This is a genomic window from Solibacillus ferritrahens (genome assembly GCF_037027585.1).
Taxonomy (GTDB): Bacteria; Bacillota; Bacilli; order Bacillales_A; family Planococcaceae; genus Solibacillus; species Solibacillus ferritrahens.
Genome location: NZ_JAXCLE010000001.1, coordinates 152,893 through 165,593, shown reverse-complemented (window position 1 = coordinate 165,593; position 12,701 = coordinate 152,893). Strand labels below are relative to the sequence as shown.

13 protein-coding genes are annotated in these 12,701 nt (G+C 36.7%); 12 read left to right on the top strand and 1 reads right to left on the bottom strand.

What is annotated here, in order from left to right:
• Positions 1–4 precede the first annotated feature (4 nt).
• On the top strand, positions 5–1,027 hold the full coding sequence (locus tag SNE38_RS00800; protein WP_225223758.1) for an AbrB family transcriptional regulator: 1,023 nt from the start codon (positions 5–7) through the stop codon (positions 1,025–1,027).
• A 98-nt stretch (positions 1,028–1,125) separates the two neighbouring features.
• Positions 1,126–2,607, top strand: a complete 1,482-nt coding sequence (tcuA, locus tag SNE38_RS00795; RefSeq protein WP_336045659.1) for an FAD-dependent tricarballylate dehydrogenase TcuA — start codon at positions 1,126–1,128, stop codon at positions 2,605–2,607.
• A gap of 100 nt (positions 2,608–2,707) precedes the next feature.
• On the opposite strand, the gene SNE38_RS00790 is transcribed toward tcuA, so the two are convergent.
• On the bottom strand, positions 2,708–3,337 hold the full coding sequence (locus SNE38_RS00790; protein WP_336045658.1) for a D-alanine--D-alanine ligase: 630 nt from the start codon (positions 3,335–3,337) through the stop codon (positions 2,708–2,710).
• Between the two features lie 219 nt (positions 3,338–3,556).
• Here SNE38_RS00790 and SNE38_RS00785 point away from each other — a divergent pair, with 219 nt between their 5' ends.
• The 10 genes from SNE38_RS00785 (at position 3,557) to SNE38_RS00740 (ending at position 12,656) form a co-directional block, all read left to right on the top strand.
• Complete coding sequence (locus SNE38_RS00785) at positions 3,557–5,137, top strand: sensor histidine kinase (protein WP_336045657.1); 1,581 nt, start codon at positions 3,557–3,559, stop codon at positions 5,135–5,137.
• Positions 5,118–5,813 (top strand): response regulator, encoded by a 696-nt coding sequence (locus SNE38_RS00780; RefSeq protein WP_191703728.1) that lies wholly within the window; start codon positions 5,118–5,120, stop codon positions 5,811–5,813. Before SNE38_RS00785 ends, SNE38_RS00780 begins: the two co-directional genes overlap by 20 nt.
• A 94-nt stretch (positions 5,814–5,907) precedes the next feature.
• Positions 5,908–7,221: a CitMHS family transporter gene (locus SNE38_RS00775; protein ID WP_191703729.1), complete on the top strand. Its 1,314-nt coding sequence runs from the start codon at positions 5,908–5,910 to the stop codon at positions 7,219–7,221.
• A 137-nt stretch (positions 7,222–7,358) separates the two neighbouring features.
• Complete coding sequence (locus SNE38_RS00770) at positions 7,359–7,781, top strand: ATP-binding cassette domain-containing protein (RefSeq protein WP_191703730.1); 423 nt, start codon at positions 7,359–7,361, stop codon at positions 7,779–7,781.
• A gap of 45 nt (positions 7,782–7,826) precedes the next feature.
• The gene (locus tag SNE38_RS00765; RefSeq protein ID WP_191703731.1) at positions 7,827–8,021 is read left to right on the top strand and encodes a hypothetical protein; all 195 of its coding nucleotides are present in this window, start codon (positions 7,827–7,829) and stop codon (positions 8,019–8,021) included.
• A 256-nt stretch (positions 8,022–8,277) separates the two neighbouring features.
• Positions 8,278–9,096 (top strand): ATP-binding cassette domain-containing protein, encoded by an 819-nt coding sequence (locus tag SNE38_RS00760; protein WP_191703732.1) that lies wholly within the window; start codon positions 8,278–8,280, stop codon positions 9,094–9,096.
• A 4-nt stretch (positions 9,097–9,100) separates the two neighbouring features.
• Positions 9,101–9,805 carry a hypothetical protein gene (locus SNE38_RS00755; protein ID WP_336045656.1) on the top strand — a complete coding sequence of 235 codons (705 nt, stop codon included), beginning with the start codon at positions 9,101–9,103 and terminating at the stop codon, positions 9,803–9,805.
• 597 nt (positions 9,806–10,402) lie between these two features.
• Positions 10,403–10,810, top strand: coding sequence for a hypothetical protein (locus SNE38_RS00750; RefSeq protein WP_336045655.1), 408 nt, complete (start codon positions 10,403–10,405; stop codon positions 10,808–10,810).
• Positions 10,811–11,653: 843 nt separating this feature from the next.
• Positions 11,654–12,154, top strand: coding sequence for a fructose-bisphosphate aldolase (locus SNE38_RS00745; RefSeq protein ID WP_336045654.1), 501 nt, complete (start codon positions 11,654–11,656; stop codon positions 12,152–12,154).
• A gap of 73 nt (positions 12,155–12,227) precedes the next feature.
• The gene (locus tag SNE38_RS00740) at positions 12,228–12,656 is read left to right on the top strand and encodes a hypothetical protein (protein ID WP_336045653.1); all 429 of its coding nucleotides are present in this window, start codon (positions 12,228–12,230) and stop codon (positions 12,654–12,656) included.
• Positions 12,657–12,701: the final 45 nt, after the last annotated feature.

Below are 12,701 nucleotides of genomic sequence, written 5' to 3'. Positions count from 1 at the left end.
TTTTATGCGCACAATTTCCCCTATTGTTACAGTGATAATTGTAGCAATAGTTGGGGTCACCATTTTTCACTTAATCAACTTCCCAATGCCCTGGATGTTAGGCTCTTTATTTGGTGTATTGTTCACACAGTTGCTTTGGAAACTTCCGATGAAATGGCCAATCATCATGCGCAATATTGGTTTAGTTATAGTAGGAACTGCGATTGGCCAGCTTTTCACGTTTAATATTTTAGTTGCCATGAAAGATACACTGTTTTTTATGTTAGTTCTTAACATCGCTTTAAGTGTATTTTGCCTTGCGTTAGCATACTCATTGCAAAGGTGGGCAAATATACCATTAGCCACAGCTTTAACAGCGAGCATTCCTGGTGGTTTATCTCAATTAGTTGTTTTTGCAGAAGAACAGGAAGATATCGACGTAGCTGTTGTAACGTTCTTTCATGTCATACGCGTACTTTTTGTAGTCGGTTTAATTCCAATTATTGTTTCATTAACAGGTAAAGTGCCTGAAAAAATTGAAACAGGCTCAGCCAGTTTATTGCAAAGTACCCTATTAATTTTACTGGGCTTTATGTTGTTACCGGTTGGGAAAAAATTAAAATTACCTGTACCGCATTTTTTAACGCCTGTTATTATCGGGTTACTTTTAAGTTTATTCAATGTAGAAATATCCCCACTAGATAATAATTTATTGCATATCGCACAGCTTTGTATTGGGGCGTATATCGGGTTACTTTTACATCCGCAATCTTTACGTTTACCGATACGTGTATTAATAGGTGGTATAAGCAGCGCAGTTTTACTATTATTCGTAACTTTTTTAATTGCTGAAGGAATGGTGTTCTTATTTGATATGGATTTTGCTACAAGCTATTTAAGTACTGCCCCAGGTGGTATGGATCAAATGGGACTGATCGCCACAGCCTTACAAGCCGATGCCACACAGGTCACTATTTTTCAGTTATTTCGAATGCTATTTATCTATATTCTCATCTTACCGATTTTAAAATGGAAATTACTTAAGTGATAAAAAGATTTTATGGTAATTACTAAAAATAAAATATTTCATTTATTTCAACATGTTTTTTATAGTAAAGCTAACAAATGGAAAAGGGGATATGTCTGATGTCAAAATATGATGTAGTAGTTGTAGGTGCAGGAAATGCGGCATTATGTGCAGCGATTTCTGCAAAGGAGCAGGGAAGCTCGGTGCTCGTACTAGAAAAAGGTCCGTTTGAAAAGCGAGGGGGAAATTCCTTCTTTACAGATGGTGCAATCCGTGTAGCCTATCAGGATTTAGAGTCGATTACTAAAGTAATTGATTTAGATGAGGAAACAATTAATAAAATTAATATGCCAGTTTATGCCGCGCAGGATTTTTATGATGATATTATGCGCGTTTCAAAAAATCAAAGTAAACCGGAGCTGATTCGTCAATTGGTGGATCAATCGCTCCCAACGATTGAATGGATGAAAAAGCATGGCGTAGAGTTTGAATTAAACTATGCGAACCAATCTTTTGAAAAAGAAGGGGAAATTCATTTCTGGGGCGGTCTGCCGATTAAAACGGTCGATAAAGGCATTGGTTTAATGAGAAGTTTATTTAAGCGCTGCGAAGAATTAGGTATTGATGTATGGTATGAAAGTGCAGCAACGAATATTGTAACGGAAAATAAGGTCGTTACAGCTATCGAAGTTCAAACAAAAGATGAGCTTAAAACAATTGAATGCGAAAGTGTTGTTTTAGCTTGCGGTAGTATTGAAGCGAACAAAAAGAAACGTGCCGAAGCATTAGGCGAAGAGTGGGATGAGGCATTAGTTAGAGGAACTGAATTTAACACGGGTGATGGAATCGATATGGCGGTATCCATCGGAGCCCAAACATATGGTCAAGTAAATGGCTGTCATGCAATTGGGACAGATGCCAATGCACCACGAGTTGGAGATTTCCAAAAACCAGGTGATATCTTTAAGAAACACTCCTACCCGTATAGCGTGATGGTGAACGTGGAAGGGAACCGTTTTGTAGATGAAGGTGCAGATTTCCGTAACTACACATACGCAAAATATGGTAAGGAAATATTAAAGCAACCTAATAATATTGCCTACCAGATTTATGATGCAAAAGTTCGTCCGATTTTACGTGCGGAGTATAATCTGGAAGAAGCGACAGTCGCTGAAGCACCTACACTGGAAGCTCTTGCGGATCAATTGGATATTAATAAAGAACAGTTTTTGCAAACAATTAATGAATATAACGCAGCTGTTCAAGAAGGGGAATTTAATCCTTCTGATAAAGACGGGAAAAGTACAAAAGGGATTACACCACCGAAATCGAACTGGGCACAAACAATAAGTGAAGGACCTTTCTATGCTTATCCGGTTACTTGCGGTATTACATTCTCATTCTGGGGATTAGCGACAACTCCAGAAGGTGAAGTATTAAATACATCAAATGAACCAATTGAAGGCTTATATGCGGCTGGAGAAATGATTGGTGGGATTTTCTATGAAAATTACCCAGGTGGATCAGGGTTAATGTCTGGTTCGGTATTTGGGAAATTAGCTGGCGCAGCGGCATCACACCGTGCTCAGAAAGTAAGATAAAATACGTTACGGGTATGCGCCTTACAACGACTAAACGAAGAAAGACTGTGCTAAAAGTCAATTTGACTATTAGCGCAGTCTTTTTATTTTTCCGGTAAATTTAATGGAAGTGCAAAGTTTTTACAGTGTAGTTCGCAATGTTATCGTGGGATGATTGCTCTAGTTTTTCCAATACATAAAATGTAGATGGCATGTATTGTACAGATTCCTGATTTAGTAAAATCGATTTCATGGAAAGAATGAAGCTTAATTTTTCCTGTTCGGTAAGCTCATTCCATAGCTCTGTGTCCATCTGCTGGTTCTCCTCAAAAGGCATTGTATACAGGCTCCAGTCACTATAATGGCTTTGTGCATGCTCAGTTTCATATAGTGTCGATAAATAAGCATCAACGTAGAAATCGGCTTTATATAAGCTTCTGTTATAAATAGCGCTGTTTAATTGTACGAGCATTGTCTGAGCTTGTTGAAGCAGTTTATAATCCAATCCAGTAGCATTTGTTAAATCCTCCCGCAACTGTTGGATTTTTAACAATTCACTTTCAATGTCGTACTCATTATCATAATCATACATAGCTACATAATCTGATCGTAGGTATTGATTAATGGATTGTATAACATCGTGATCATTATTTTCGTTTGTCGCAAGTGGTGTTGTATTGAAACCTAAAAAAATCAGTGCTAATACAAAGAAAAAGGAAAGAACATATTTTGAAATTCGAGTAATATTCATTACTTTAAACTCCTTCTTTTATATATTGGACAACTTGTTGGTTATTAAGTAATATTTCTGGGGAGTTTGTTATAGTAATATTTTACTCTCTTAGTGGGACAAATACAAATTTAAATAATTCATTTCAGTATTATAATGAAATTAAGTTACGGTAATATTGATTAATTCCCCAATACTCCCATGTTAAAATAGTAAAAACACTTGAAAGGGGGCGGAACCTTGGTAACTCGCCTAAGACAATCTTTAACGGCAAGGCTCATTATTACGATTAGCGGGATTATATTTGCGATTTGTGTGCTGTTTTTATTACTAATCAATCATCATTTGGATGAATCGATACTAGAGGAGATGGGGGAAAAAGCGTTAACGAGTGCGTATTTAATTGCTGAACGTCCGGATATCGTTTCCACATTTTCTACAGAAGACCCCTCTTCCATTCTTCAGCCAATCGCAGAAGATATAAGGCAGCAGATCGGTGCCAGTTTTGTTGTGATTGGGAATGAACAAGGGATTCGGTATACTCATCCTGACCCCCAAAAGATTGGTCAGTCGATGGTTGGAGGGGACAATGATTCGGCACTAATTAACAAAGAGCCAATTGTTTCGGTAACAACAGGTTCACTAGGAGAGTCGATCCGTGGAAAGGTACCTGTTATTATAGATGACAAAGTAGTTGGGATTGTGTCGGTCGGATTTTTAACGAAGGATATCCAGGGAACAATTGATACGGCTTTTAGTGGATGGCTTCAAATAACGCTTCTCGTCGCGGTTTTCGGTATTATTTGTGCTGTTTTGCTATCGCTTTATGTAAAGGAGCAATTGCTCGGGATGCAGCCTGCGCAAATTGCCAAGCTTTATTCGGCCTATCATACAATATTAGAGGAAACGACGGATGGTATTATATTAACAACACTGAATAATGATGTTGTAATTAGTAATTCACGGGCGAAGGAGCTTATTTCGGAACTGGCAGAAGGGATATCACTGCATAAGGTACTTCCTGAGCGGCTGTTTAAGGAAGAGGTGATTCGTGCTCTGGAAATCCCTTTGCAGCAGCAGGAGATGATTATTTCAAAAGCACCGTTAAAGCATGATAAACAGCTCGGCTATTTATATATATTGCGTGCAAAGCTTGAGTATGAGACCGTGATTAATGAGCTGACACTTGTGAAGCAGCAGGCACAAATGCAGCGTGCAAAAACCCATGAGTTTGCTAATAAACTACATGTAATCCTTGGGTTAATTAAGCAAGACCATATTGAAGAAGCAATTCACTATATTAGGCAGGAGCAGCAGGATACAACAAAACAGCAGCAAGTACTTTCAGCCCAACCTTCTATCCTTATACAAGCATTATTAGAGGGGAAAATTTCCGAGGCCAAGGAGCGCGGTATTACGATAAAGATTGAATCTCAGGATGATGTAATCGATTATCAAGATGAAGAAGTAGATGCATTATTAACTGCGTTAGGCAATGTGCTTCAAAATGCAATGGATGCGTTACATAATACGAACATAGCCGATAAGCAAATTAACCTTTTTATTCACCAATATAGTCATGAACTGATTATTGAGGTGCATGATAACGGGCCGGGCATTGATGAAGAAACAGCAGAGCAAATTTTTACACTCGGCTATACGACAAAGGATGGCTATGATCACGGGTACGGCTTAGCAATTAGTGAGCAGGCACTCCAAAAGGTAGGGGGCTCATTATTATTGGAAGAAAGCGATTTAGGCGGAGCTTGCTTTTTAATCATTTTACAAAGGAAGGGATCCAATGGAGATTTGGTTAATTGAAGATGATTTTCGCATTGCGGCGATCCATGCCGATTATATAAAAGCGATTCAGCCGGAAGCACAAGTACAGCAATTTTTAAGCGGTGCATCTTTAATCGATGCGCTAACACAGACAGCAGCACCCCCAACCGTTCTTTTGATGGATTTATATATTCCGGATGTCAAAGGCTATGATCTCGTTGCCTATGTAAGGGCTCATTTTCCGAGTATCTACATTATCATGGTGACAGCAGCAGCCGAGCGTGAACATGTGGCAGCATTATTTTCGTACGGGATATTTGATTATATTGTGAAGCCGTTCGATGAAGCGAGACTGCAAAAAGCGTTTCGGCAGCTTCAACTGACACGCACCGCATTTCAAAAGAAAGCACACTTTACACAGAACGATTTGGATGCACTTTTTTACCGGAAAGATAATACTGCGACAGAAAAGACATTGCCTAAAGGAATTGATACATATACGCTCGAGCAGGTTATTCAATTATTTAAGGAGCAAAAATACACAACGTTAACAGCTACTCAGTTAAGTGAAGTGATTGGGACCAGCCGTTCCACTGCCCGTCGCTATTTAGAATATTTAGTAGAAATGAATGTGCTTGCAACGCAGCTGCTCTATGGAACAGTCGGTCGTCCGGAACGTAATTATGTCTTGTGTGAAACTTATGAACAAAATTAGCTTTATTGTTTTTATTGAATAAATGATCACATTATTCCCCCATACACATAATTGTCATAAAATTATTACAATTATAAGCAATGGGGGTTGTTTTATGTTAAGTATTATAGGAATTATAACGATTTTAGTTATTGTCGCGCTGTTAATTAGTGGGCGTGTATCACCAATTGTTGCAATGGTTATTCCACCTGTCATTGCAATGTTTATTGCAGGCTATTCGTTTGATGATTTAGGGGTGTTTTTCGGGGATGGGATTGACTCCGTAATTAGTGTTGCGATTATGTTTATTTTTGCAATTATCTTTTTCGGGATAATGCAGGATGTCGGGTTATTCGAACCAATTATCAATAAAATGGTAGCGCTATCAAAAGGAAATGTCGTGCTTGTTGCGATCGTAACGGTTATTGTTGCTGTCATTGCCCAGCTAGATGGTTCAGGTGCTTCTACATTTTTAATTTCGATTACAGCATTATTGCCACTTTATGTTCGACTTGGCATGAATCCGTACTTACTTTTATTATTAGTCGCTGGTTCTGCAGCCATTATTAATATGATTCCGTGGGGTGGTCCATTAGGGCGTGTTGCTTCCGTTCTTGATACAGATGTAACAGAGCTTTGGCATCCGTTAATCAAGATTCAGGTGATCGGTGTTGTGTTAATGCTACTACTTGCTGTATTTATGGGCTTCCGTGAAAAACGCCTGATTGCCAAACGAGCGCAAACAGGACAAACGTTAAACTTTGATTTAAGTAACAGTATTCTTAACAATGAAGTAGATGAATCATTGAAACGTCCAAAGCTAATTTGGGCAAATGCTATTTTAGCTATTGTTGTTCTAGCTATACTTATGTCAGGACTTTTACCGGCTGGCTTGGCGTTCTTAATCGGTGTGGCAATCGCGTTACCACTTAATTACCGTACACCGAAAGAACAAATGGGACGCATTCAGGCACACGCATCGAACGCCTTAACAATGGCTTCGATCATCATTGCTGCCGGGCTGTTTTTAGGAATTTTAAATGGTACAGGTATGTTAACAGCGATTGCGAATAATGCCGTAAATATCCTGCCAAGCTTTTTAGCTCAATATTTACATATTATTATCGGTGTACTTGGCGTACCATTTGATTTGCTGTTGAGCACAGATGCCTATTACTTTGCCTTGTTCCCAGTCGTAGATCAGATTGGCCTAACGTATGGCATCGATTCGTTATCGACAGCGTATGCGATGATTATCGGTAACATTGTCGGAACATTCGTTTCTCCACTTGCACCAGCAGTATGGCTAGCACTTGGTCTATCAGGTCTGGAAATGGGCAAACACTTAAAATACTCATTCTTCTGGATGTGGGGATTAAGTATTACATTACTATTTATCGCAGTTTTATTAGGTGTAATACAGGTTTAAATAGATTGAAAAGAAGCTTCTTTTATAAGGAGCTTCTTTTTTATTTCAATGAAAATGCAAAACCCTCCACTAAAGCACCAGCCATAGTTATTAAAGTATACTGGAAACAGATTATACGAATAGTTGAGGGTGATAAGATGGAGCAATTTATTTCAATTGAAAACGCTTATGAAGGAAATTTGAAAAATATATCATTACAAATTCCGAGGAACAAATTGGTTTGTATAACGGGTGTGTCAGGTTCGGGGAAATCGACATTGCTGCTCGATACACTTTATCAGGAGTGTCAGCGACAGTATTTAGAGGCGACGGGCTATCAGGGTATTCAAAAGCCAGGTGTCGATGCGATTACGAATTTGTCACCAGCGATTCAAATTAATCAGCATCATACAAATAAAAATCCTCGTTCGACTGTCGGTACGCTGACGAATATGTATACGGATCTACGTGTCATGTTTGAAAAAATTGGTCAGCGTGTGTGCGCGAGTTGCCAGCAAGCATATTCGCAAATTGAAGGGACGCAATCGTTTGAAAACAAAGGTGGTCAACACTGCATGTAACGGCAAACGTTTTAAAGATGAAATATTGGAAGTGACACTTATTTAGTGCTCCTGCAGCGTATTGTCGATGCAGGTAATACAGTAATCGTCGTCGAACATAACGAACAAGTTATACGTGCAGCGGACTGGATTATTGAAATCGGTCCTGAAGGCGGTGCAAAAGGTGGCAACATCATCGCAACAGGTACCCCAGCAGAAATAAAAGAGAGTAATGGTTCAATTATTCGGATGTTTTTGTAAAGACACATAGTAGGTGCACGAGACCAGAAAGGCACGAACGTTGATTTAACAATGTTCGTGTCTTTTGTATGGCCAATTATTTATACTTACGGGGTTTGTTAATTAATTTGCATGTTGTTCAATTATAATGATAAATTAATGTGGAAATTATTGTATAATTGAAGAAATGTTCCACTATCTATGTAAGGCAACTTTAATGTGAATGTCTTTACCGAATTTCAGCAAGAAAAATGTGGGGAGATGGAAGTGGTTATTCATGAACATATTCGAGGCAAATCAAGCATGCAAGCAGATTGACGGAATCATGATTCTTAAAGAAGTCTCTTTAAGCATTTCAAAAGGTGAGAAGGTAGCAATCACCGGAAATAATGGATCCGGGAAAAGCAGCCTTTTAAAACTCATTGGTGGTATATATGAAGAAACTGCCGGGAAAGTGAAAAGATTTCAAAATAACATAGGATATGTACCTGAACATTTTCCAGAAAGTATAAGGTTCAAATTACAGGACTATTTAATTTTAATGGGGAAAATGACTAATAAATCAGATGAAGAAATGTTTAAAAGAATTGCGAATTATGCTGAGTTATTTTCCATTACAGAATTTCTAACGACCCCTTTAAATCATTGTTCAAAAGGGACAAAGCAGAAAGCTGGAATTATCCAGGCATTGCTGAAGAACCCTGATTTATTATTACTGGATGAGCCGCTTACTGGGTTGGATGATAAAGCAAAAATTGAGCTTACTAATCAGCTAAGTTTACTTTCAGGAGATAAAACGATTATTTTTACTGCTCATGAGCCACTACTAATTGAAAGAATAGCAAATAGAGTTTTAACTGTAGAAAGTGGAAGAATTGTCTCTGATTCTACTGTGAAGGGCAATAAGGAGAAATTTATTTGTATAAGGGCGAAAATCCCTGCTAGGGAGATAATTGAAGATATTCCTTCTATTAAATACAAAGTTATAGGGATGAATTCTGTTGAAATAATTGTTTCAACTAAAGAGTCTGATAAGGTATTGGCTATATTGCTTAATAGAGGATGCTCGATATTAGAACTAACAGAGAAGAGGTAGTAATTTGTCAGCATTTATCCGTTACCAATTGATAAGCTTTGTACGTTCATTAAAATTTATCCCTCCCTTTGCTATTTTTTTTGTATGGGTGTTTATTTTATATGCCTATAAAAATGTACCGATCCTCAGTAGTTACGGTGCATCTTCAATTGCAATGTACTTAATCATGACATGGATTACAATGTCTATTTTTACGTTGGATGAAGAGAGTGAAAAGCATATTTTAATCTCACATCTAAAGAGAAAGGTGAGTTACTTATTTGGCAAATGGCTAACTATTCTAGTAATAATGATGCCTTTACTTTTATTTGCAATTTTTTACCCGATCTTTACAGAAAGTTTTAAAGGGGATATGTCACTTAAGCTATATGTTTATGCATTTTACAGCCATTTAGCCTTTATGACATTTGGGATATTAGTTGGAACCCTATTTTCGGCTACAAAACTTGCTACAAAAAAATATGCCTGGCTTTCTTCTGTATTAATAATCGTAGTTTCACTCTCCTCAAAATCAATTATCGAGATATCTTCGTTTTTTAAATGGATTATTTGGATCTTCCCACCTGTGTTCAAGGTAATTGGGTATATGGAAGGCGAAGATCAAGTTCTATTAAATACATCAGTAATCATTGATAGTGTGTTTGTAGCTATTTATCTAATCATCGTAGCTGTTATGTTAGTTTCTCTATTTAGAAAAAAAGAGAGGTAGAGGATTAAAAAACGCTAACCGGAATGATTAACGTTTTATAGTTGATTGAGGGACTCGCGGACATTGAATATTGCGTTTCTAAATTTAATATAGAGTAGGAGTCGGAGGAGAGCAATGGAAGGAAACAATATCTCTTAAAGCTATTGAATATTCATTCCATCTTCCACCGAAAAACCTATAGCCATAAGCCCTTTCATGGCCAACGGATGTTAAAAAGAACCAGAAATTATCTCCGTTTCGAAGCCACATATATGTGAAACGATATATACAATTATCGAGCCCCCTAGTATTCTGACCATAGAAAGGTGTTTGTTCCATATTTCGCATAAGTCAAGATCTACTCCTTTTGAAATTAGACATTTGACTAGTTTATGCTCAGGACAAAGCACGGGTTGGATGAATGCCCAAGGTAATTGATAGCATCCATCGAGGCTGTAGTAATAGAACGTTTACGCTTAAGGGACATTCGGGCGCTTTTCGGTAGTGACCCCTTAACGTTATATTTTTATTTGAAAAAAAGTCGAAAAGGTTTAAAAGCGGTAATGGAGATTTGATAATTTATTGCTTTGTGCTAACGATAGGTAGGGGGAAGGAATAGTGAAAAAACTTATATGTATGTTCTTTTGTGTAGTTCTTTTATCGGGGTGCAATGATGATATTAGAAGCTATGAGTATGTTGGAGAAGGTGATAATTGGAAGGTAGTTTATAAGTATAAAGTCAACTATCTCCAAAATGGTGACAATCGGAGCGAAAATGAGATGAGAATAAACTATATAGGCGAAATTGAGAAACTACAAGATGGAGAAGTAATTGAAGTTACTTATAAAATTGGACAAAAAAGTGGTTCACAAACTTTAAAAGTTGAGGATGTAAGTAACTCTTTAAATATTGGAAGTGCTGGTGGTCTCAATGCTTCTACTTTAGAAGGAAGCGAAGTTGGTATAATTACAGTATCATGGGGTGAAAATTACGAGGAGTTTGAAATTAAAAGTTCTAAAGAATGAGAGAATTAATCTACTATGAGATGCATAAGCTATTCTCAAAATTATGGCGTTATGCCCATTTAACCTAAACGTCTTTCTGATATTTTTTATTCTGAATAGCAAAGTACATCCAAATCAAAACTAAGATAGTAGTAGGTTCATTTACTGAAGAGAAATTTATATTAAATATCCACTTAATCAAGCCTTGGGTAATTATAGATAGTAGTGTAAAAGCGATGACTAAAAGCAACGAGTGTAATATTAATTTTGGGAGTCGTATTTGAGAAAGTCTTGGAAAATTCATATTTTACCACCTCCGTGTTAAAAAGATTCTAATAATTCAATTATACACTTCCTGTTAAATTAAAGTAAAATTCATTCCCAAGCAGTTTTTAGATGCTTTTTTAAAGTTACTTAAGCGCTAATGTTGGTAACATTAATTATATTCCAACCCCGTTCTCAAAATCGTATTTAGGAACATCTTTGTGCGTCAGGACACTAACTGGTTAAATCTGATGCCACTCTTATGCAACATTTGGGCGCGATTCTTTAATAAAGAATGCAGGAGTGGATCCACTAAAACCCTTTTACCTGTTTTTGAACAGTTATGTGAGTGGGGAGTAAAAAACCGTAATGAATAGTGGTACTGCTTCATATAGTAACGGGTGATCAGAAACAATTATCCACCTCAAAAAAAAGTAAAGTCCTGCACAATTTTCATATATGTGTAGAGCTTTTTTATTTTACGGAATATCAATATTTGGTGCAAATTTTTTAGTGGTCCATCGTTACAAATAATGGTATTTTATTTTTGAGTGTAATAGTAAAATAATACAAAAATAGATGTATTTTGGGGGTGTAAGTATGAAAAAATTTAGTTTGTTATTCACGGGTTTATTTTTTCTGTTATTGACAGCCTGTAGTAATGAAGAACCTTCCATAGAAATTGAAGTAAAAGTTTATTCAATCAGTGATGAAGAATACAGTAAAGTTGGTGCCACTCAAGATTTAATTGATCCAAAGCAAGAAGATTTTAAGGTACTTGAATATACATTTAATATGAAACACACAAATGCTGTGATAAATCGACACATTGAGAGTTTTGAAGATTGGAGAAACGCGCTAAATAGCATAGATGAAATTGACCGATATTGGTATGGAGGTGGTTCATCAAGAGATAACGAATCTGAAAACTTTTCGGAATATCAAACTAAACTTGTTTATTACGCAAAAGGTTTATCTGAAGAGGAACTTAAGGAAGCGTTTAGTAATTCAAAGACTACAGTAACGTGGGTTGATAAAGAAAATGAACAAATAATAAAACAGTACAAAATAGCAGATTTAATAGAGTTTAGTAACGAGTAAGAAGGTTTTATTCGAATATGGGGTTATTGTGAGATAATAGTGAACATAAAAAGTGTAAGGGGTATGGTAGTAAATGGAGCCGACAATCTTAATCGGGTTATTTTTTATTACAACAATTATTTTTGCAGTAGGTCTACTAACCTTTTTATTGCCAAAGAGAGTTAGGAAGTTTGTTTGGATTATATTGGGCACCATTTTAATTTGTAGTTATATCTATCAAGGGACAATTAGACCGTTGATTATTGAGCAACAAACTGAAAAAGCAATAGAAGTATTAGAGGGGCATTTAGAAGAAAAATATCCAATGGATTCATGGAGAATTACAGATACAGATGACTTTAGAATAGAACCTGTTATAAATCTTCATGTAATTTTCGATAGTGAGCCAAAAGTAGTTTATGATTATACAGTTGAAGATACAGCGGTAAGACAAGTAAATATGTGGACAGTATCAGGCAAATCGGTAGAAGAAAGTGGAATTGAACCACAACATGCCGAGTAATGATAACATCAGCTCAATATGAAGTTGTCGTAGTATAAAAATAAA